Source organism: Pedobacter sp. FW305-3-2-15-E-R2A2 (assembly GCF_038446955.1).
Lineage (GTDB): Bacteria > Bacteroidota > Bacteroidia > Sphingobacteriales > Sphingobacteriaceae > Pedobacter.
This window is the reverse complement of the sequence record NZ_CP151803.1, coordinates 2978617-3001709: the sequence shown is the minus strand read 5'-3', so window position 1 is coordinate 3001709 and position 23093 is coordinate 2978617. Positions and strand designations below refer to the sequence as shown.

15 protein-coding genes are annotated in these 23093 nt (G+C 43.8%); 3 read left to right on the top strand and 12 right to left on the bottom strand.

Annotation, left to right across the window (positions count from 1 at the left end):
* Window positions 1-144: 144 nt before the first annotated feature.
* The 6 genes from AAFF35_RS12150 to AAFF35_RS12125 all read right to left on the bottom strand — a co-directional run bounded on the left by AAFF35_RS12150 (window position 145) and on the right by AAFF35_RS12125 (window position 9590).
* Window positions 145-597: an SRPBCC family protein gene (locus tag AAFF35_RS12150; RefSeq protein WP_342332776.1), complete on the bottom strand. Its 453-nt coding sequence runs from the start codon at window positions 595-597 to the stop codon at window positions 145-147.
* Between the two features lie 142 nt (window positions 598-739).
* Entirely contained in the window at window positions 740-2746 is a 2007-nt protein-coding gene (locus AAFF35_RS12145) for an FAD-dependent oxidoreductase (RefSeq protein ID WP_342332775.1), read from the bottom strand.
* A gap of 36 nt (window positions 2747-2782) precedes the next feature.
* Window positions 2783-4465 (bottom strand): RagB/SusD family nutrient uptake outer membrane protein, encoded by a 1683-nt coding sequence (locus AAFF35_RS12140; RefSeq protein WP_342332774.1) that lies wholly within the window; start codon window positions 4463-4465, stop codon window positions 2783-2785.
* A gap of 11 nt (window positions 4466-4476) precedes the next feature.
* Window positions 4477-7809: a TonB-dependent receptor gene (locus AAFF35_RS12135; RefSeq protein WP_342332773.1), complete on the bottom strand. Its 3333-nt coding sequence runs from the start codon at window positions 7807-7809 to the stop codon at window positions 4477-4479.
* A 74-nt stretch (window positions 7810-7883) separates the two neighbouring features.
* Window positions 7884-9011, bottom strand: coding sequence for a FecR domain-containing protein (locus AAFF35_RS12130; protein WP_342332772.1), 1128 nt, complete (start codon window positions 9009-9011; stop codon window positions 7884-7886).
* Between the two features lie 42 nt (window positions 9012-9053).
* On the bottom strand, window positions 9054-9590 hold the full coding sequence (locus AAFF35_RS12125; RefSeq protein WP_342332771.1) for a sigma-70 family RNA polymerase sigma factor: 537 nt from the start codon (window positions 9588-9590) through the stop codon (window positions 9054-9056).
* A gap of 310 nt (window positions 9591-9900) precedes the next feature.
* Between AAFF35_RS12125 and AAFF35_RS12120 the strand changes: the two genes are divergently transcribed.
* The 3 genes from AAFF35_RS12120 (at window position 9901) to AAFF35_RS12110 (ending at window position 12280) form a co-directional block, all read left to right on the top strand.
* Entirely contained in the window at window positions 9901-10395 is a 495-nt protein-coding gene (locus AAFF35_RS12120) for a hypothetical protein (RefSeq protein WP_342332770.1), read from the top strand.
* Between the two features lie 85 nt (window positions 10396-10480).
* Window positions 10481-10858, top strand: coding sequence for a hypothetical protein (locus AAFF35_RS12115; protein WP_342332769.1), 378 nt, complete (start codon window positions 10481-10483; stop codon window positions 10856-10858).
* Window positions 10859-10864: 6 nt separating this feature from the next.
* On the top strand, window positions 10865-12280 hold the full coding sequence (locus tag AAFF35_RS12110; protein WP_342332768.1) for a PLP-dependent aminotransferase family protein: 1416 nt from the start codon (window positions 10865-10867) through the stop codon (window positions 12278-12280).
* A 98-nt stretch (window positions 12281-12378) separates the two neighbouring features.
* On the opposite strand, the gene AAFF35_RS12105 is transcribed toward AAFF35_RS12110, so the two are convergent.
* Genes AAFF35_RS12105 through AAFF35_RS12080 form a run of 6 tightly spaced genes read right to left on the bottom strand, consistent with a single transcriptional unit; the run spans window position 12379 to window position 23088 of the window.
* Window positions 12379-13524 carry a TlpA disulfide reductase family protein gene (locus AAFF35_RS12105; protein WP_342332767.1) on the bottom strand — a complete coding sequence of 382 codons (1146 nt, stop codon included), beginning with the start codon at window positions 13522-13524 and terminating at the stop codon, window positions 12379-12381.
* Between the two features lie 26 nt (window positions 13525-13550).
* Complete coding sequence (locus AAFF35_RS12100; RefSeq protein WP_342332766.1) at window positions 13551-15173, bottom strand: S41 family peptidase; 1623 nt, start codon at window positions 15171-15173, stop codon at window positions 13551-13553.
* A gap of 5 nt (window positions 15174-15178) precedes the next feature.
* On the bottom strand, window positions 15179-17056 hold the full coding sequence (locus AAFF35_RS12095; RefSeq protein ID WP_342332765.1) for a TlpA disulfide reductase family protein: 1878 nt from the start codon (window positions 17054-17056) through the stop codon (window positions 15179-15181).
* Window positions 17057-18406 carry a RagB/SusD family nutrient uptake outer membrane protein gene (locus AAFF35_RS12090; protein WP_342332764.1) on the bottom strand — a complete coding sequence of 450 codons (1350 nt, stop codon included), beginning with the start codon at window positions 18404-18406 and terminating at the stop codon, window positions 17057-17059.
* 25 nt (window positions 18407-18431) lie between these two features.
* Complete coding sequence (locus AAFF35_RS12085) at window positions 18432-22001, bottom strand: SusC/RagA family TonB-linked outer membrane protein (RefSeq protein ID WP_342332763.1); 3570 nt, start codon at window positions 21999-22001, stop codon at window positions 18432-18434.
* A gap of 52 nt (window positions 22002-22053) precedes the next feature.
* Window positions 22054-23088 (bottom strand): FecR domain-containing protein, encoded by a 1035-nt coding sequence (locus tag AAFF35_RS12080; protein ID WP_342332762.1) that lies wholly within the window; start codon window positions 23086-23088, stop codon window positions 22054-22056.
* Between the last annotated feature and the right edge of the window lie 5 nt (window positions 23089-23093).

Sequence of the window (23093 nt, the reverse complement as noted above, 5' to 3'; positions counted from 1 at the left end):
ATCTGACCAGATAAAATTAAGATTGGGCCTGTTTATCGAAGACTTTGGGAGACAACAGGAGCTTTAGTTGTTGATGACATTGACCGCAAAACTGCATAAAAAAAGCTCCCTGAATTTCATTTTCAGGGAGCTTTCACCAAGCGTTTATCCGGCATCCGGTATTTCAGGCTCCACCAGTTTAATCAGTTTTTCCAGTGATTCCTGCCAGCCCAGGTAACACATTTCGGCCGGTATCATTGCAGGAATTCCTTCCTGCAATACTTTCAGGTCTGTACCTACCATTGTCTTTTGAAGCGAAATGGTCGTCGTCATGACACCTGGCAAGTTTGGATCATCAAATATGTCGGTGTATTTAAGAAACTCATTGGGTTTGAGCTCTAAATATTCACCACCAAATGAATGACCATTACCGGTGGTAAAATTCTGAAAGGACATTTTAAAAGTACCCCCTACCTTAACGTTCATTTCCTGTACCGTACAAAGAAAACCGTAAGGTGGTAACCATGAAGCGATCGCTGTACTTTCTGTGAAGGCACGATACACCTTTTCGGGACTGGCCTTGATCACTCTGTGTAATGAAACTTTATTGTCTGACATAAGCTTGTTTTTTAGTTTTTGATTGTGGCAGTTACCCTACCTTTGCTTTAATAAAGATCCTGGTAAAAACGCAAATGGAAAGGGGGATAATGCGACAATTTAGAGGGGATTTGCGACAGCTGATGTACACAAACATTTCCTTTTACCGCTTATCCAGAGGCACAAGTAATACGGCATCCGCAACCACACGTCCGGTTCTGCCTTTTCCTGACAGCTGAACATACGCCCCCTTTCCTGCCGCCAACGTATATTGGCCTAAACTGATCCACTCGCCTGAGGTCTGTCCGAGTACTTTAACCTCTTCATCTGCGATTAAAATCTCTTTCGTTCTTTTGCCATCATAGACTGCTGCGCTCGTCGAAGCTCCCGCATTCTTTTGCTTGGGATAATAGGTATAAATCTCATACTTTCCTTCTTTAATGATCTCCGGCAGGTATCTTATGCTATTTTCCGGTCCTCCGGTTTCACTCAGAAAATAATCAGGTCCATATCCCCCCTGGCGCTGAAGGGTCCAGTCGCCTTTCTTTTTCACTTTTAGCGTATCATTATTATCCACCAGAATTTCCGGAGTACTTCCATCCACCAAAGGATCGTTTTTAAGCAGGGTCTGTACTGCTGCTACATCTACCTCCTGTACCGTTTTTTTATGGTCTATGGCTTGTACAGCGGCAACCGCAGCAGCTTGTCCAAGTACCATAAAAACAGGCTCCATACGAATAGAGCCATAAGCGATATGACTCGCAGAAAGGCAAACCGGCACTAAAAGATTGCTCAGCTCATTTGCTTTTGGAACAATTGCCCGGTAAGAAATAGGGTAAGGTCCAAAGCCCCCCTCCTCAACATTTCCTTCATTTTTCACCATTCCATTTATGACCAGCCTGTTGCAGTTATGCGAATCCATGGTATAGGCCGCCATGCCAACTCCATCTGTAACCCGCGCCCTCCCCTGACAATGATCCTGGGTCATCACCAGGCTACCGACCATCCTACGGGCCTCCCTGATATAGAGCTGATGAGACCAGTTCCCGTTGTCTGTATATTCGTCTTTAGGATATCCCCATTGACCAATTTCGAGCCGGATGTGCTCCGCAACACGCGGATCGTTTCCAACAAAATAGAGCAGACCTTTTGTATAATCGACATGAGCCTTCCAGATTTCCGCTCGTTTGTGATAGTCTGCATCCGGATACGCCCAGTTCATTCCAATCATATCTGTTGAAAAACCATTTCTGTTGTTGATGTCTGTTTTTCCATTGGGCATTGCACTCCATATAAAACCATCCTGTAAGGACTTCCATGGTCTCTTTTCCATTTGTCTGAGTAGCAATTCATATTTTTCAGGCTGATAATTTTCCGGTTTTGTGATCGGTATCAGGTTCTGTTTGTTATTCGTTAAACATATGCGAAAGTTGTAAGCCTGGACCTTTTTATCGCCAGTACCCTCTTTTTCCAACACGCCTGGCTGAATCCCCCATAGCAGTCCGCTTGAGGGGTCGCCAGGAGTTTTGTAGGGGTCTATTCCATCTGGAAACTGATGGCCGTTCATCAGCTGTACGCCATTGAACATTTCCTGATATAAATCATTTGCCTCCCTGCCTACCGTGTAGGATACGCCAGCCTTTGCCATCAGGTCTCCTTCATAAGAACAATCGATAAACATTTTCGCTTTAACCAGATTTCCCGGCCCTGTTTTATTCGAGCCCTCCAGCGTTATTCCGGTGATCAGCTTGCCTTCCCTGCTTACCGCAGCTAAACGGCTTTCATACAGGACTTCCACTTTAGCCCTTTTGATATAATCAAGAAACAGGTTTTCAGCAACATGAGGTTCAAAGATCCACTGCTCAAATTTGCCATAATGCAGGCCAATTCTTCTGTAAAAATCCAGAGCCAAACCACTGATGGCGTACTTATTCCCGATATCAGTGAGTCCTAAGCCACCGGAGCTCATCCCTCCCAGATTCTTTCCGGGTTCAATCAACAGGACAGACTTGCCCATTCTGGCAGCGGTATAGGCAGCAATTACTCCCGATGAGGTACCTCCGTAAATGCAAATATCGTAGTGCTGACGTTGGGGTTGACGGGCATTTAAAGGTTTGAACCACAGCAACGCGATTAAAAGCAGCAGCGTATTTAAAAGAAAACGTTTCATAATTGAATAAGTATATGGTCAGATAAAACCGATGAATTAATAGTTGGGGTTTTGAATTAGTTTCGTATTGGTAACCGTCTCGATATTCGGAATTGGCCAGAGATAATCCCGTTCCTTATTAAAACTGCGCTGCTCTATCACCCTCAGATCTGCACGGTTTGGCAAGGCAGAATAATCTGCTAAACCATTTTCGTCAATATGAGGTGCAGCAGCAAGTAATCCCCTTTGTACCCTGCCATAAAAATTTCCGTTCATGGCCTTTTCGGCAATTTTCCATCTGCGCAGGTCAGACATCCTGAAGCCTTCCATAGCGAGTTCATAAATACGTTCTTTATGCACCAGGCTCCTAAACTCCGGTTGTGTTTTTCCTGCAACGATCACAGGCATATTTACTCCTGGCCGGGTTCTGATCAGGTTGATGGCATCGTAGGCCGACTGATCCAGCTGGTTGAGTTCATTTTTTGCCTCCGCATAGATCAGCAGAATTTCAGCATACCTGATCTGAATCACGTTCAGTTCAGAATTGGTCCGGTCGGGTTTATCTTCAAGGTCAACATATTTCCTCCAGCAATAGCCTGTAAAGGTTGCAAAAGCATTAATCGCCTCCTGATTGTCTACCCGCGTAGCCGGTGTGGTATTGTAATTCCAGCATTTCAAACTGTCCCTATGGGTTTCAAACTGATAATTGTAAAATACTGATCCTGGCAATGCAATGGTAAATCCAAGTCTTGGATCCCTGTTTTTATAAGGGTCAGCAGGGTTAAAAAGCGGAGATTCATCAATGTTTAAGCCATCTGTACAAGGATATACATCGACCAAAGACTGTGAAGGCACCTTATTTGAGAATCCCTGTCCGTTCCTGGAAAGAAGGTTATTGGGTGTAGAGTGGGTTTTAGTTTTTGAAGCACGGAGGTATTGAAAAGCCCAGATGATCTCTTTGGAATTCTGCCCTGCATAACTAAACAAAGCGCCAAAGTTGTCGTGCAGGCTGTAAACATTCAGGTCCATCACCGCTTTCGCGGCATCTGCAGCTTCGGCCCACCTGCCATTGTTCAATGCGGTGCGCGCTTTTATTGCCAGTGCGGCACCTCTGCTTGCTCTTCCTACATCAGTTCCGGTATAAACTACCGGAAGATCAGGAGCACATTCCGTTAACTCCTGCATGACGTAATCTACTATCGCTGCTTTCGGAGTTTTGGCAATCTGCGCATCTTCCAGTCTTAACATATGGGTCACCAGTGGTACACCACCGAAATGGTCCGACAGGTATTGATAAGTATAGGCACGCAAAAACCGGGCTTCGGCTTTCGACCGGTTAAATATTGCCGGTGTAGTCTTATCTCTTACTTTTTCAATATTGTCAAGTACAAAATTACATTTGGCAATTACGACGTAAGCCTGGGTCCAGACCTCTCTTGCATAGAGGTTATTGCTGTCGTGATTCCCCTTGCCCAGACTTTGCAGGGCGCTGTTGTTACGGTCCCACCCGATATCAGTGCCATCATCTATCGTAAGGTTCAGGGGCATTCCATCCAGTGGCGAATAGGCAGCATACCTGTACAGGCCATTAACTGCCAGCAGGAGTTCCTCCTGGTTCACGAAAAATGTTTCATCTGAAGGTCCAGACAATGGATTTTTATCCAGGTATCCTTTTTTGCAGGATGGGCTCACTGTTATTAAAACAGCCACCAGTATAGTGAAGTATAAATTTGTTTTCATCTGTTTTATCTTTAAAATGTTGCTTCCAAGCCAAGGCTGTATAACTTAACCTGGGGATAAATACTTCCTGAGCCTACTGGTGCTTCCACATCATATCCGCTAAGAAAGCGGTCAAATGAAGCCAGATTTGAACCATTGGCAAAAAGCCTGAGGCGTTTGATACTCAGTTTTTTTGCGAGGCCGGCAGATAAGGTATATCCCAATTGGATATTTTTGATACGCAAATACGAGGCATCCCTCACCCAGAAACTGGAAGCCTGTTCATTATTCGATTCTCCGAAAGCTAACCTTGGGTATTTCGCATTGGGATTCGCCACTGACCAGCGGTCCTTGTTTTCTTCACGGATCGTCCCACCCAGTGCACCTCCAACGCTGAAAGGCTGAACACCCGGTCCATTCAGGTAACCATTAGCTTTACCCACCCCCTGCAGCAGTACTGATAAATCAAAACCTTTATAGGAAGCCCCAAGGCTGGCCGCATAAGTAAGCCTGGGAATGGTTCCACCAATGATTACTTTATCACGCTCATTGATCAAACCATCACCATTCTGATCTTTGTATTTAATATCGCCCGCCTTCACCGTACCGAATTGTTTGGCATGCGCAGCCACTTCCTCATCAGAAGAGAACAGACCTTGTGCCTCATATCCAAAAAGAGATAAACTGGAATGCCCTTCACGGTTTACCGTAAGTCCGGTCTGGTTAATTCCCTTCATGTCAGCCACTGTATTTTTTACGTCCGACAAATTGAAGCTCATATTGTAATTGAAGTCCTTCAGGCTTCCTTTATAGGCTATACCCAGCTCCCAGCCTGTATTGTCTACTGTACCTGCATTTTGATTGGGCCTGTTCAGGCCGATGATCAAAGGGATATCCAGTAACAACAGGATATCCCGGGTGCGCCTGCGGTAATAGTCGGCCGTTATGCTCAGGTGATTAAAAAGCGTCAGGTCAATACCTATATTTTTTTCTTCAGTGGTCTCCCAGGATATGTTTTTATTAGAGAGGTCATTTAACGCCACGGTGTTCACAATCTGCTTACCCATAGCTGTGGATTCAAGTACCAGTGCAGCTGTAGAAGGATAAGTTCCTATGTTCTGATTGCCAAGTTTTCCCCAGGAAAACCTCAGTTTCGCTTCATTGATGGTCTTTTTCAATCCACTGAAAAAACCTTCTTCTGAAATTCTCCATCCTGCCGAAGCAGAGGGAAAGAATCCATATTTATTGCCCTTTGAAAAGCGGGAGGAGCCATCATAGCGTGCGTTCAGTTCCAACAGGTATTTCCCTTTATAACTGTAATTGAATCTACTGAACAGTGATTGTAATGCCCATTCCTCCGCACTGCCTTTGGCCTGTTGGTTCGAAGCTGAGCCACCATCCAGCACAGGATATTCCGGAAGAACATAGGTATCCCGGTAAGCAGAAATCCATTCTGCATAAAAATCTTCTCTGGACCCACCAACCAGCAATTTAAAGGTATGGTCTTTTAGGTTTTTACTTGCAGTGAGCGTAGCCCGGAGATTGTTAAAGAAAGACTGTGTCTGCGACTGATTCAGGGAAGTCAGCGCCGGAGTACGGAAACTGAGACTGCCATTGGGCAGGTAAGACTGAATTGCTTTTCTAAAGTTCTTGCCAGAGGAAAGTGCATATTTTGGAGAATAAGCGGCTTCTGCTTCCAGCCATTCCAGTGGTTTATAATTGACAATGGCATTGATACTTCCAAATGGCGCTCTTGTTCTGTTCGTGCCTCCGTCTTTACTGGCCGACATCGGATTGTTACCATTCCAGCCTACGCCCCATTGACCGCTTTCATTAACCCCAATCAGGTTTGCGGGAAGGCCATTCATCCATTGGAAGATTTCACCGGAACCGACAGCGGGATCAGTCGTGATCGCATTAACATATTGCAGATCGATCTTTGCTTTCAGCTTGTCCGAAAAAGTAATGTCGGCATTATTGCGTATCGTATACCGTTTGAAGCTTGAATTTTCAATGATTCCTTTCTGATCAAAAAGGCCAAAAGAGCCCAGCATTCTCACTTTTTGCGTGCCTCCCTGAATGGTAAGAAAATGGCTTTGCTGCAAACCAGATCCGGTTAAGGTTTCCTTTTGCCAGTCTGTATTCGGATACAGATCCGAATTAACGCCATTCTGTTCACGGTATTTCTGAACCAATGCATCTGCGTAAAGAGGCGTACGGCCCGTATTTACATAGGCCTCATTGATCAGCAGCATGTAATCCAGGGCATTCACCAATTTTGGCATATTGGTTGGATCCTGCCATCCGATATAATTGTTATAGGAAATGCTGACCTGATCTGCTGTTGCTCTCCTGGTGGTGATCAGGATTACACCGTTCGCAGCTCTGGAACCATAAATGGAAGAAGAAGCTGCATCTTTAAGTACGGAGATGGATTCAATCAGGTTGGGATCTATATTGTTCATGGAGCCTTCGATTCCATCGATCATCACCAGGGGATTGGCGCCATTAAATGCAGTAGGATCACTGGCAGAAGCGCTTATGGTACCTACCCCCCGAATGCGGATATTTCCTCCATCAGCGCCGGGCCTCCCGGAGCTTTGTTTCACCGTAACACCGGGTGCCATCCCCTGCAAGGCAGCAGAAGTCTGACCCATGGGCCGTGCAGCCAGCTCCTTTCCGGAAACCATGGAAACTGCTCCGGTAAGGTTTACTTTTTTCTGAGTTCCATAGCCCACCACCACGACCTCAGCCAGGTCGGCATTGTCTTCCAACAGTTTTACATCAAGTGTAGCCTGACTGCCAACCGTTATTTCCTGGCTATTATAGCCTACATAGGAAAACACCAGAGCAGTACCGGCCGGAGCCTCAATTACATAACGGCCCTGCGTATCTGTCACTGTTCCTAAATTGACCTCTTTCCGTCTGATGCTGACACCAGGTAAAGGACTTCCGGTTCCATCCGTTACCGTTCCCCTGAGCTGCTGTGCCTTGTCCACATTAGCGGGTTCCGCTTTACGTTGTTGAACTGGGGCTGCTGGTGTGGCTCTTTGCAATACAATGTACTTTTCCTTAATCAGCCAGTCCAGCTGTCTGTCCTTCAAAATACGATTCATGACCGTGTTCAGCGCTTCTCCGGTAAAATCCACAGAGATGAGTTCTGAATCGTCCAACAGCTTGTTGCTGTAAAATACGGTGAATCCCGTTTGCTTCTTTATAGATTTGAATACTTCGGCCAGGCTGATGTTCCTGCCTTTAAGATTGATCTTGCTGTTACTCGTCTGGCTTTGGCCCGCTAAGGCCAGCAGCAGCAAGAAAACAACCGGCAACACAAGCCGGCCCGATCGGGTAAGTTGTTTAAGCATACATTTAGGTTTATAAAAGGTTTGCCTAATGACGCTGCACTTGCCCAAATGGGTGAATGGAATTTTAAAAAAATTTACCGGAAGGTCAGCGTCCCATTTTTAAGCTCTGCTTTAATACCTGAAGATAGCTGTAAATTAGCAATGACGACCTCGATTGGCAGTTTTTTATCGATCTCTCCGGTAAAAGTCTGTTCCGCAACTTCAGGTGTTTGCCAGGCGATCTTTACGTCAAACCAACGGCTAATCACGGCTGCAATCTCGGACAAAGGTTGTTTATGAAAAAAATAAGTTCCGTTTCTCCAGGAAAGTGCATCCTGTACCTCAAATGGTCTGGTCTGTAAGTTGCCCCGCTCAAGTATGGCTTCCTGCCCCGGCTTTAATTTAATGCTTTGATTTTTAGTCGTGGCCGACACAGAACCCGCGACCAGGGCAGCTGCAAAACGCCCCTGTTCGTAGGCATTAACATTAAAGGAGGTTCCGTGAACATGAATGTCCGGGCCGGTAGTATGCACTATAAATTCCTGTTTTGGGTTTTTCGTAACCTCGAAGTAAGCTTCCCCTGACAAATAAACCTCCCGTGCCTGCTGAGGTCCAAACTGAACGGGAAAGCGCAAACTGGAAGCCGCATTTAGCCAAACCTGTGTGCCGTCTGATAAACGAATCCTGTAGTCTTTTGCAGGGGGCACGATCAGTGTTGCCCATTCCTTATGCCCGGCATTACCGGAGGTATAGCTTAGTTCCTTTTGATTGGCATTAAAATGGGTCTGCCCTACCGTAACAATACGATCAGAGGATAGGTCAACGGCAGTACCATTTTCGGTTTTAAGGTGTACCTGTTTAGCGATTTTTTCGGGAAGCACTAATGCAGTATCTGATGGAGCACTAAAATACCATACAAAAGGAAGCGCAAATATCAATACTGCAGCTGCACCATAAAGCAGCAGCCGGTTCCGGTTAAAAAACGAATCTGACATTTCATTAAAACGAGGCTCAGTTTTATCCCATGCGGCATCCGCATCTAATCCCGATAAAAATGAACTTCCTTTGGCACTTTTCATTTTCACAAGTAAAGTTTCCCAGAATTCCCTCAGCGCGGCATCCTGCTCAATCGCTTGTTCAGCAATGAAGTTATCCTCCTCACTAATTGTCCCGGTGATCTTTTCAAATAAAAGTCCCTGTATGTATTCCTTGTTATATTCCATTACTAACTATTAGACGCATTTATTCCCAGTTCAGGTGAATGTTCATTTAAAATTGATCAGTTTTTTTTGTAAAGCCTTTACTGCAAGCTTTAAATGTGTTTTTATTGAATTCACCGAAAGCCCCATCTCGTGTGCTGCCTCCTTATATTTTTTATCTTCTATATACACCAGCTTAAATGCTTTCTGTCGTTGAACGGGCAGTTCATTAAAAGCCAGGTTAAGGTTATCCTCATTTCTGTCCGATTCAGTCTCTTCTTCTTGTATCGGCTCATCAAGGCTAAGGCTATATTCATTGAGTCTGCGTTCCGAAACCTTTCTTTTTCTAAGATACATGATACACTGGTTGTGTACTGCCCGAAGTAAATAAGCATTTAAAGAAGTATTAATGCTATGAAACCGGGCTTTTTGCCAAATGGAAACAAACAAGGTCTGAACCAGATCTTCCGCCTCCATCTCGTCGTCAAGCATAAAATAAGCTTTTGCAGAGAGCATTTTATAATACTTCTTAAATATGGCTTCATAGGCAGAGTGATCTCCATTCCTGAGCCGATCTAATAAGATTTGGTCTTCGTCCCTCATACACAATGTTTAACAATATAAAAGTTAGCGGACAAAAAAGCAAATGGAAATAAAAGACCATTCCATCCAGGACAGGCTATCCTGGATTATCCTGAAAAGGTTAAAAGTGTTGAGAGCTGGAATTTCCATATTCAGAGGTTACGCTTAACAACATCTGGCAATACATTTTGTTTAAATTACTAAACAAAAACATAAACAAATGAAACATTAGTCATATTCATTTGTTCCTTATGTAGTCAGTATTGATTAACCTGGTACAACCATCAATGCTATTTTGGATTTTTTCTCACCGTACCCTCATCGAAATCATATGAAAACTGGACCTAAACCTGGTTTAAAAAAAAACAATTCTTATATAGCGCATAAGTCGATCATTGCATTTGGATTTATAAAACTAAACAAACCCCGGATCATCCTGAATCCTGGTATTGTGAGGTCTTTGGAAAGTTTACACGCTGCAATTCAGCTGATGTTGAGTACTTCAATGAGCAATTTAAAACTCGTTCCAACCATGATGAAACTGAGCTTATTAATCGAAGGAAAATTGCCTGGAATTCTTGAATTTGAAGATAATATTAATGGGTTTATTTTCGGAAAGGGTTGCATGCTAAAAGAAAATATAGAGGGCTATGTCTGGGCCAATAATGTCTGGGATAACCAAAATTTACATGCCCTTGAGGAACATGCAGGCCATAGTGCCATTTCTAACATTTTATACGCAGAATTTAAGCTTACAAAGCTATTTGATTTCAGATATGCAAGCAATCCATTTCTGGACGTTAACAATTTCAGACAGAAAAGATAAATACATCTGTACCCTAGAATAAACTGTTTTCTGTATCTGTATCTAAATGTTGTTCCTGCCTAGCTTTGTAGTCAAATACCAGGTTATGAATAAACAAAATCATAGAAGTACAAATTTAGAATTTCGAAAAGTGTACCTATCCGACATGAGGTCGGTTATCAATATATATCAACCCACCCAAGGTAAAACCATAAAACTAACCGCAGATTTTGGCCTTCCTTTAAGTATCGTCAGTGAGGATAAAGAGGTCATCGGTTTTGCCTTTGCGACCATCAATGAACAAGATGAAGTGGTATTGAATTCCCGTGGTCTGCAACAAGAGGTTCCTTCCGATATCGGTGATGAGCTAATAGAAGAGGCCAAAAGAACGCTTTATGCTACATTTGGCGACTTACAGGATGACAATACCAAATTAAAGAAATCTATCCATAAATTAGTTGACTGGCTGAACACCTGTCAATAAATTGATATGAAAAAGGAATCCTTATACCTTAAAATTGCGAAAGTAATGGAGGAGCAGATTGCGAGTAAAACTTTAAAACTTGGTGATAAGCTGCCCTCCATCCGAACGGTGCAAAAGCTTTATAATGTAAGTCTGACGACAGTTAAACAGGCCTATCTGGAACTGGAGAGTAAATCACTTATTGAACCCAGAGCCAAATCGGGATATTTTGTGAGCAAAGCCTCGATGAGAAAATTCCTGCTTCCCTCTGTAACCGCACTAAAAACCTCAGCGCAGACAAAGGATCCCGAAGACTTGATCAGCAAGGTTTTCAATACCCTGACCAATGATCAGATTACCCAATTTTCGCTGGGTGTCCCGGACAAAAGTCTATTGCCCATCGCAAAACTGAACAAGGGCGTGATTAGTGTCGTACAGCGATTGGCTGATGGCGGGACAAGTTACGAACCGGTACAGGGCAATCTTAACCTCAGAAGATCGGTCGCCAAATGGTCCTATGTATTGGAAGGCAAAATTACTGAAGATGATATTGTAACGACCTCCGGTGCAATGAACGCTATTTTTAACTGCCTGATGGCCGTGACGAAACCCGGTGATACCGTGGCTATAGAAAGCCCGGTTTATTTTGGGATCCTGCAAATCATAAAATCATTGGGATTAAAAGCGATAGAAATCCCAACACATCCCATCACAGGGGTGGATTTAGAGGCCATAAAAAAAGTACTGCCCCGGTTAAATGCCTGCTGCTTTATCAGCAATTTCAGTAACCCATTGGGTTGTATGATGCCGGAGGAACATAAAAAGGAACTCGTAAGAATGCTGACCGAATACGATATCCCTTTAATTGAGGACGACTTGTATGGCAACCTTTTCTTTGGCGCGACAAGGCCCAAGCCATGCAAAGCTTTTGACGAGGCCGGAATCGTGATGTGGTGCGGATCAGTGTCTAAAACGCTGGCACCGGGCTATCGGGTAGGCTGGGTTGCTCCGGGAAAATATAAAGAGAAAATCATCAGGCAAAAGTTATTACAGACGATTTCCACCCCTACCTTATATCAGGAAGTGATTGCTGATTTTCTGGAACACGGCAGGTATGACCACCATTTACGGACCATCAGAAGTAAGCTGTATACCAATTGTCTGAAATACCAGGGGGCAATAGAAGCGTATTTCCCTAATAACACCAAAATCTCTCAGCCTCAGGGTGGTTTCATGTTATGGTTAGAGCTGGACCAGAAAATTGATACCGCAAAATTGTATGACCGGGCACTCCAGCAAAATATAAGTTTTGCACCCGGCAGGATGTTCAGTCAATACAACCAATACAACAATTGTATGCGACTGAATTTTGCCCTGGGATGGAACGTTAAGTTGGAGGCTGACCTTAAACGTCTGGGTAAGATTGTTAAAGCAGCGATTTAAATGCTATAAGAGAAAGAGAGAATTTCCAAAGTGAAATTCTCTCTTTCAACAGCTTCTATTGATCTAAAAACTGAGTACAGCATTTAAAAACATAAAGATCATGACTTCGGGTTGAAGATCGTTTCAAGTTTTTTGGAAAGTTCCTCCCCACGCAGATATTTCGCAATGATTTTACCTTCGGGATTAATAAGGAAATTCATTGGTATGGCTTTTACTTCGTATAACAGTCCTGCTTCGTTATCCCAACCCTTCATGTCACCAACCTGCTTCCAGCTTAATTTATCATCTTCTATTGCTTTTAGCCACTTCGCTTTATCACTGGCTTTGTCCATAGAAACACCCAATATCTCAAAGCCCTTTGATTTGTATTGCTCATATGCCTTTACCAAATTTGGATTTTCTCTTCTACAAGGCGCACACCAGGAAGCCCAAAAATCGATCAGAACGTATTTACCACGATAATCAGATAATTTCACCATCTTTCCATCTACGCCGGGCTGAGCAAAATCAGCAGCTTCAACACCTTCCAGCGTTTTTTTAAGTGTAGCAATTTTTTCAGCGACCTGCTTGCCAAGATAAGATGACCTTAGATTTTCGTTGATGGTCAGGAAAACTTTTTCCAGTGCGAGTATATCAAAATCAGGCTTTACTAATGAGCTAAGTGCCATTACCGACATATACTGATCAGGATTTTTAGTAATGTAAGACATCTTCGCCTCAAGGATTTCATTTTCAATGTCTTTTGCCCGTATCTCCAGCGTCTGGATATAAGCCTGATCTTGTTTTTTTGCCTCTGGTTGCGCATTAAATTCTGTGTTTAGCGCCTCGTATTTGTCATAGATCGGTTTTAGGTAAGCGGTTACCTTATCATTTTCCGCATTCAATGCCGAACCGGTTATCACCGCTTTTGAGATGGAATCTTTACTCGTAAGTGTAATCGTCTCATTTGAAAGCAGGATCGGTTTTACATCATAGGTTCGCACCTTGCCAGGATGGTCTGGCGTTGCATCATGTCTGACACGCAGATGAGCTTCCATTGGAGATTCCATCACCCCTTTGAATTGAAATTTCCCGTTTGTCAGAAAAGTGGAGTCGAGCTGCATTTTATCACCAAATCTCACCATCAGAAAAGCTTTTGCTGGTTTATTTAGCTTGCCAATCTGCCCATTAATTGTGTATCCCGTTTGTGCAGCAAGACCTAAAGGTGCCATTCCCGCTAATAAACATAAAATTGTCTTTCTCATTTTTCTCATTTCTTAATTTTGCAGTATTACTTCTTTTTATTTAATTTTTTAGGCTTCTCCTGCCCCTTCAACAGCCGGTTATACAAGGCCTGATCTTTCAAAACGGACACTGCGAACAAGAAACTACCATTGGCTTCATTACGCACCCTTAATGGAAAGTCTGTTCCACTGTAAACCAGTGTAGCTATCTGTGCTTTCAGCTCTACGGCAAGTACTTTACGTGCAGAGACGTCTGATTTATCCGGCATTTGAATCTTTCTTCTGCCTGCATCAGCAAAAAGCTGGTCAAGCACATCGGCAGGCGCAACGAATGCGGCATTAAATGCAGCAAAATCCGGGTAGCCTGCAAGCAAGGCCACACGATGCTGTTGTACATAGTCGAAGCTGGTTTTCGTAACCAATCCGCTATTCATAATATTACCCATCCATACACTATATTCATTTGTATCAATTGGTACAAACCGATCTGGCATAATACCACCACCGCCATATACTGTTCTTTTATTTTTCATAGTGGTATACTTCAAAGAATCAGGGAAACTAAAATGTCCTTCTTCCTTTAGCTCACCTGATGCCATCCGACGCTTAAAATCTTCATAGTAGTCGGCTTTTCCTTTAACATATGACTTTTGGATTGACCGTCCTGAAGGGGTGTAATAACGCGCGCCTGTTAACTGTAAAACAGCGCCATCGGCCATGGTGAATGGCCTTTGCATCAAGCCTTTTCCAAAGCTTCTGCGTCCAATCACTACAGCTCTGTCCCAATCCTGCAAAGCACCGGTTACAATTTCGCTGGACGAAGCGGTAGACTCATCAATCAACACCACCATATTGCCTTCCATAAACTGACCAAAACCGCCGGTCGCATAATGGTCCTTTACCCCATCATTTCCTACAGCATAGAAAACCATGGTTTCTTTAGGCAGAAACTCATCTGCAACACCTATGGCCGCTTCCACATAACCACCACCATTTCCCTGCAAATCAAGAATTAGTTTTTTCATTCCCTGTTCTTTTAGCTTTTTTAGCGCTGCATCCATCTCCCTGCGTGTAGAAGCACTGAAAATGGATAGGGAGATATAGCCAGTTTCCTTGTCCACCATATAACTGGAATGCACGGAAAGGTCTGCAATTTGCTCGCGCATAATGGTTAATCTGGCAGGAACAGTATTGCCCTGGTGCATCACATCCAGTACAACTTCTTTCCCTTTCTCCCCTCTCAACATCATCATTACCTGCTGGTTCTTTATTCCCTTTCCAAAAATACCCTGACCATCAATTGCGGTGATGCGGTCGCCTAATCTTAACCCGGCCCGCAAAGCCGGACCTTCGGGATTCAACCCAGTAACGAACGTACTGTCGTTTACCATCATGAAACTGATGCCAATGCCTGCGAAACTGCCACTCATTGCACCTTTCATTGCTTCAGCTTCCTCTCTGTTGATGTAACTGGAATGCGGATCAAGATCGCTAACCATAGCTTTAATCGCTGCATCTACCAGACGTTCGTCCTGCACTTCATCCACATAATTCTTTTGAATCAGCTTCAATGCTTCTTCAAATTTGAATTTAGGGTTCATCTGTCCCTGGGCCGAAAAAGCAAGCATTGAGCCCAATACAGATAGTGTAATTTTATATATGTTTCTCATCGTCTTTATTTTTCTGCTCTCAATATTTCTATCGCCATCGACAACTCGTCCATCAGCTGACTCGGGCTACCGGAATAACCTTCAGAACTATAGCGTACTATACCATTTTTGACAATAATCTTGCGGGGGATACCTGAAGAGTTAAACAAAGGAGTCAGGCTTTTGAATACCTGATTCTGCTCGCCTTTTTCACCAACCGCATCATGCAATAAGTTGAAACGAAACCCTTTACTCTTCACATAGTCTACCGATTTTTTCTTATAGTCACCGAATTGCATTGTGCCAATCATATAAATTGCTACTGCTGCATCATTCGCATACTTGTCTACCAGCAATTGCATACCAGGAAAAGCCATGATGCAAGGTCTGCACCAGGTTGCCCAAAAATCAATCACTACAATCTTGTCTTTCCAATCTGCAGAGTTTACCATTTTACCCTCTGCATTTTCCAATGAGAAAGGAATCAGTGGATGGCTCACCATATTTTCCATCACATGATGGCGCATGGCACTTAAGGCATCTAAAGACTTCAGTGAAGCCAGATAGTTGTCGTATCCCTGAACAAGGCCATTGTGTTCTGCCAGGTAAATCTCTTTCAGTTTATCGAACATTAATGGGGTAACCGCATTGCTTTTTATGCTTGCTTCCAGCAAAGGTTTGATTTCTTTCAGATTGCCTAATTTCTCCAGTATATACAAATGCATCTCATTCAGATCAGCATTAGCATATTTCTTGTCTTCAGGAAGCTCCTGCAAATAATCAGCGGCTTCCTGATAAGTCCCAGCAGCTTTACACAAAGAAATGTGCGTAAAAATCCTATCGCTCAACTGCTCCTTCACATTTTGGTTTATCAGCGAATCATTGCCAGCAAAATCCTCCCTGTAGGAACCATCATTTTTCCGTTCCAGCAGATAAGGCATGATCTTACTGCTTAAAGGCAAAAGTGCCTTCTTTTCCTCGTCAGATCCCATCATTTCTGTCTTTGTCAGATTCCAGCGGTAAATTTCGTTGGCCGTTTTGAAATCGATGTGCTTAAACAAGGTCAGGAATTTATCAAAATCTTTATTCTCGAAATACGCAGTCGCTAAGGCACGGTACACCGTATAATAGATGTAGGCTTGGGAGCCTGGATTTTCACGCCATTTTTCCAGTGGAAACTCTTCCAGGAAATGCTCCAGGCCAGCTACAAACTTCATCTGATCTTTTTCCTGATTCGCGCGCTGAAAACTGATGAATCTCGCGGTATTTCCTTTGGGAAAACGGGACTTAATTTCCGATTGCAACTGTTCTGCACGAAGGGTATCTTTAATGGTAAACTGATAGTAGCGCTGTATATCGGACAACTGATCTTCAGTAGGGATTGCGCCCCGAATCTGTGATTCCTTTTTCAGCAAGCGCTCCACTCTTGCACCGTCCTTTTCAGGCGTAGCAAATAGTCTTAATTCGTCTGTCGCAACACAAAGCATTGCCTCTCCCAGGTAATTTCCTTGTACCGGTTTGTTTTTAGGGCTCAGCACCTGGCTGTAAAATCCATTCCCGCCGTTATTATCGGCAGCTTCAGGCTGGTCTGCATTTCCCTGAAAAAACCTTAAGGTTAAAAAGGAAACGTCTGCAGGCAATACCAGATTGCCGGTCCAGCTTCCGTTTACTTTGCTCAGCGTAATGGGATGGGCTTTCCATTGAGTGGCATTATGAAAAAGGAGTACCACGGCCGATACCTCATCACTAAATTCAAGGTCAGTTCCTCTGGCATCATACTTCAGTGTTAATTGTTTACCCGCGACTGGTAAAGCGGGGTTCAGGTTTAATCTATGTTTACTGTCCTGTGCATAGCTAAATATGGACAGAAGGACAAATAAGGTGCTAAAAAGTGTTTTTTTCATTTATCTTGGGCTTTGTTGTATTTCAGGGTTGAGGTCCAGCACCGCAGGTGCAATTGGGTAGATGTACCGATTACTGCCTGGACTTAAAGTATATTGTTGTCCGAGGAACGTACGCACATAAGGCTTTGCAAATTCAGGATCCAGGTTTAATCTGCGTTGGTCAAACCAACGCAAACCAGTTCCCATCAGTTCCCTTCTGCGTTCGTTGATCACAGCCGGGAGCAGATCAGCAGGACCGGAAACCGACAGTTCCTGGTAATCAGCCACTTTGATTCTCGTTTTTCTAAGTTTATTTAATAGTTCCAATGTTTTCGATACATCGCCGGCCCGGGCATATACTTCTGCCCTGTTGAGCATCATTTCCGGTACAGAAAGACCGGTATGGCTGGCAAATTCATTAAACTGAGGACGGATGTATGCGGTGCCCGGCACGCCAAAAGTTGTACCGGTAAACAGTTCCCGCCTAACATCTCCGGGAGTAAACAAGTTGATCAGCTCCGGATTCAGCTGAGAAAAGAAACTTCCTGCAGAAAGCCTTGACAGCAAAACTTCCGGGTCCTCATGTCTTCTCGGAAAAGATGCAGTGTTTCCAATATACGTTTCCAAAGTGTTGAGCGAACTGTTAATCGCCAGGGCTTTATCTGCATATTCTCCCGCAAGATTAAAGTTCCTCATATATAGGTGAGTTCTCGACAATAAAGCATACGCGGATACTTTTGCAGCATGTCCATTATTGGTTCCCCTATCAGGCAATGAAGGAATAGCTTGTTCCACATCTGAAATTATCTGCTCATATATCTTTTTAAGACTACTGCGTTCCAGTTTCTGAAACAAATCAGGAGTCGTCAATAAAGGAATGCCAACCTGACTTTGCGCTTTTGCCGGATCGTAAACCTCGCCATATTGATTGGCCAGCATCAGATAGGCAAATGCCCTTTGCACCAGTGCCTCGGCATAAATTTCCTTCTTCTGTGCATCAGTCCCCTTCTGGCTGGACATTACACTAAAAATAATCTCATTACAGGTATAGATACTTTTATAGAGGTTATTCCATCCAATGTCTGATTGTGTATCACCATAAAAAGCCGAACCCCATACATATGCCGCTTTGATTTCGGCAGCCATAGAATTTTGATGGTTCAGGTCTGTGCTGGCCATGTCATCATTGGTTACCAGCGGAAGAATATAAGATTTCTCAAAGTTGCCCCGGTTGTTCACGAGGTACTGAAAGTCTTCCGTATATTTCAAAGTACGTTCACCGTACCGGTCCACCTCGACGTATTTTCTGCAGGAGGAGCTGATGGCTACGAGGAACAGGCCAAGACAGATTTTATAAGTTAATTTTTTCATTTTAAATATCTTTGAATGCGCCCGGTTAGAACGATGTGTTAATACTGATAAAAAATGCTTTCGCCGGTGCCAGGTTATTGTAATTGGTACTGGCCATATAGAGTGGGTCTACCCCATATTTATTTTTTCGCCAAAGCAGGCCCAGGTTTCTTACACTGGCATTAATTGAAGCCGATTTAAAGGGGGTACGTTTCAGCAGTTCAGTAGTTGCAATATAGCCTAAGGAGATCTGCTGTAAGCGAATGTAACTTCCACTTATCATGAGGATGTCTGCATTTTTATACCTGTTCAGGCTATTGAAACTGATGTCTTTTAAGCCGGGAACGTTGGTGAACTTTTCATCTCCGGCCTGCTTCCAGCGCAGGGCCAGGTCAGACTGCATCCCGATAGCGCCCTGATAAGGTGAATAATCCGGATAGCTCTCCACTGAAGGCTTTCTGATCACGTTGCCCATCGCATAGGAGATCCTCACCCCCATGGTGAATTGCCTGAACCTGAAATCGTTGTTAAATCCACCGAAATAAGGCGCAGTAGCCCTACCCATGTACACCAGGTCATCCGAAGTCAGCTGGTTATTACCTACGTTTGCATTCAGGATTTCACCATTCTTGTTGAATATCCGGGACTGGCCTTTCTCATCAAGCCCTGCCCACCTGTAGGCATACACGTAATCCATTGGTAAACCTACTGTAGGTAAAGACGAATTGATGATGTTGCCGGTTGTATTTTTCTTAAACCTGTTGTCGGTTACTTCGTTTGTGTTATAAGAGAAATTGAAGACGGAATTCCACGAATAATTTTTGTGGCTGATCACATTTGCACGCATCCCCAACTCGAAACCGTGGCTCTTCATACTCGCGCTATTGAACTGCAGCATTGTCCAGCCATAGGTGGAGTTATAAGGAAGGTTGTATAAAATATCAGATGTCCTTTTAGCATAGGCATCTATATTAAATGCCAGTCGGTTGTTCAGTATGCCAAAGTCAACCCCAAAGTTAAAGGATTTAACTTTTTCCCAGGAAATCTGAGTGTTTGCAGGACTTTCGATTTCGGCAGTAGTTTCGTTTGTCAGGTTGTCCAAACTGGTGTTGATCTTGACGACGCTCCCTGATCCGGTGGGCAAAGTTCCGGCAACACCGTAAGTTAGTCTGAAATTAAGTGCACTAAGCCAGTTGAGGTCTTTAACGAAAGGCTCCATTTTAGCATTCCATTTAAAACCTGCAGACCATAGTGGTTTTGCGCGCTGGTTGCGGGACGCGCCTGTAATGGTAAAATCGTCAAAGCGAAGACTTCCTGATGCCACATATTTCCCATTCAGAAAAGACAAGCCAATATTGGAATAATACGATAATGCACGACTGATATTTTTTCTGAGCGTGTTGTTATAAGTCAGTGTTGATTGCCATCCATCTACATTGTCGTACGGCACCGTTGGATTAACAATCCGATCCTGGTAAATGTCTTCATTGAAACCGTAACGTTGCTGAGAAGAATACTGGTGTCTATTTTGACGAATTTCTGCCCCACCGAGGAAAGCAATGTTCAACAGATCACCTATATTCCTATCCACATTAACCTGAGATCTCAGACTATATTCCCATCCATTATAATTGCTCAGTCCTAAAACACCTCCATATGGAATACCGGTTACCAGTTTCCCGCTACTCTTGTCTAAGGTAGTCGCGTAGTTCAACATGTCACGGACCCCATAACTGTCAACCATATCCACATTGTTCGTCTCCTCAATGTTGCGCTGCAACATTCCGGAAACTACGAAATTCACGCCATCAATAATTTTAGTATCTGCCCCCATGTTGAAACGCAACTGATTAGACTGCAGATTATAATCAGTTTTATCCAGTTCATCCAATGCCGAATAACGCCATGACAGGTATCCCTTGTTCATGAAATCCTGAACTACCTCATCTCTATAGCGGATAGCGCGGGAGATGTTGTTTCCGTTGGCATCCCGGAGTAGCTGATAGGGTCTTAAACCTTTTTCTCCAAGTCCCATTGCATCGAGAGCTGCAGGGTTATTGACGCTGTTGGAATAGTTATAGTTCAGTCCAAAACTCAGGTCCAGGCGGTCATTGAACAATTTACTGTTCAGGTTAGAATTCACAAAGAAACTTTCCGCCTTGTTACCACGGAACACAGGAATGTCTTTGGTATAATTGGTAGACAGGTAATAGCTGCTTTTGCTGGCTCCGCCGGATAGAGAAAGGTTATATTGCTGAGAAACTGCCCTTTGCAACAAAAGATCCCTGATCTGGCTCCTGTTGTCAATCTGTCCCAGGGCCGCCAGGGCCGCGTCGCGTTCTGCTGCTGTAGCGGTGCCACGGTCTACTTTAAACATCCATTCCAGGGCTTCACTCTGAGGTCTGTTAGAATTAAAACTCGCCCAGCTTGGTTTTTCGGCCGGATCTGCTATAAACCCCAAATCTTTCAGTTCGCGTTCCAGGTCAATGTACTGCGCACTGTTCATCGCCTTAATGTTGTTCAGATCAGCCGGAGCAGAAATGCTTAGGTTGGTGCCAAAACTAATTACCGGAGCTGTATTCTTTCCTTTTTTCGTTTCAATGACGATGACCCCATTTGCGGCCTTCGCACCCCAGATGGAAGCGGCAGCAGCATCTTTCAGCACCGTTATGCTCTCAATGTCATCCGGATTAAACCGGTTCAGAATGGCGCTTCCGCTGGTCCCATTACCCGAAGCCAGGTAAGATAAAGCAGGACGACGATCTTCGTTATCCATTACCGGAAATCCGTCGATAACAATTAAAGGGCTTACGCTGGTTCCTAAACCAAAGCTGTTTTTTCCGCGGATGCTGATGGTATTGTTTCTTAAGTCGACATCCAGCCCCGGAGTTAACCCTTCCAGTTTCTCCAGGAGATTAACTGAAGGCACCTCTTTCATCTCCTTCGCACTAATGACGCCATAAGCGCCGGTAGCACGTTCTTTTGGTATTTTGGCATATCCTGTAGAGACAACCGCAACTTCCTCCAGCATATTCTGCTCACTATAAAGCGTGGCATTTATCACATTGCTTTTTCCCAAGGCAATCTTTTTTGGTTGCATACCCACGTAAGTAAATACAATGGCATCGGCAGGCCCCAGTAAACGCAGGTTGTAGCTGCCATCGCTGCTGCTGATCACTCCTTGCCTAACCGCCATCCCCTCCGGAAATACGGTCACACCAATTAATGGCCTACCCTTTTCGTCGGTAACCTTTCCTGAAATGGTTCTATAATTTGGTTCCGGTATATTTTGCCGGGCAGCTTCCTGTTGCTGTTCATCTTCGCGTGTATCTCTGATGATGGTATAGTAATTTTCCTGAACGTACAGGAAAAGCATTTTATTTGGGTATAATACTCTTTTCAACACATTTTCTACCGGTTCTGAAGCTAATAATGGCAGCTTCAAACTGACCTTCACATTATTGATAAGGTCAGCCTGGTAAGAAAATTTGGTACCGTAGACTTTCTGAATCTCGGTTAATGCCCTTTGAAGTGTAATTTGCTCTTGTGCCAGCAGGGGTTGTGCAAAGGCCACAGTGAGAAATACTCCCAGGATAATCAGTAGTTTTCTTTTCATTTAGTTTGGTTTGGTTTATGGTTTAGGATTTCGGTTGAGCGTTAGGCTATCATTAGTGTGTGATCATAAGCTGGTTTTTATTTTTAATAATTTTTACATCGAATACTTTCTCTACGACAAAGAGGATATCTTCCGGACTACCGGACGGGATGGTACCCGAAAGTCGCCTTCCTGTCAGATCTGATGCGTTGATTGTAACCTGATAGCCATAAGTATCTTCCAAGATTTCAGCGATATCTTTTAATGTATACCCATCAACATGCAATTCTTTCTTTGTCCAGGATTGATTTGCCACTGCATTTTTTTGCAGTTCCTTTTGAATTTGTTTGCCATCGTATACAAAAACATCCCCTGGTTTCATGATTTTGGAAAAAGCTGACACTCCTGTTTTTTCAATTCTCAGACTTCCTTCCAGCAGAGATATTTCCGTTTGCCCACGCCTGTCTTTAATGTTAAACTTTGTGCCCAACACGGTCAGTTCAATACCGTTAACGTGTACCTTAAATGAATCTGCTTCCTGGAACCTGTTTTTAAGGGCTACATGTTTTACGGTAAATGCAGCTTCTCCCTGCAGCCATATTTCCCTTGGCTTGTCAGAACGCCAGTCGCGAACGTAATGAATCTTACTGTTCCCGTTCAATGTAGCTACTGACGCATCCGGAAGGGTAATGCTACGCAGTTCTCCGTATCTGGATTGAACAACCTGTTTACCCTGTTGCATCAGTTCGGCGACCATGAAATAGACCATCAGGACTGCGGCAACAGCCGAGGCCCACTTACCTACGCGTTTAAGCGGAATCACATATTTAACTGTGATGTGCTCATGTCTGGCAATACGTTCGCTGATTTGCTGCCATGAGGGCTCACTGCTATTTTCAGGCGTGTATACCTGCTGTGCATGCAACATCACAATCCAGTTCTCCGCTTCGTTCATATCAACGGCACGATCGGGATGTCTCGACAAAACGTCCTGCCAATAGGCTTTACTTCCTTCGTCGGGATGCAAAATGTAGTGGATAAAGTTTTCATCCTCAAAAAAATCCAGCGTATCATAGCTGCTGTAGTCAGTTGCATTCAAGTCATTCATGATTT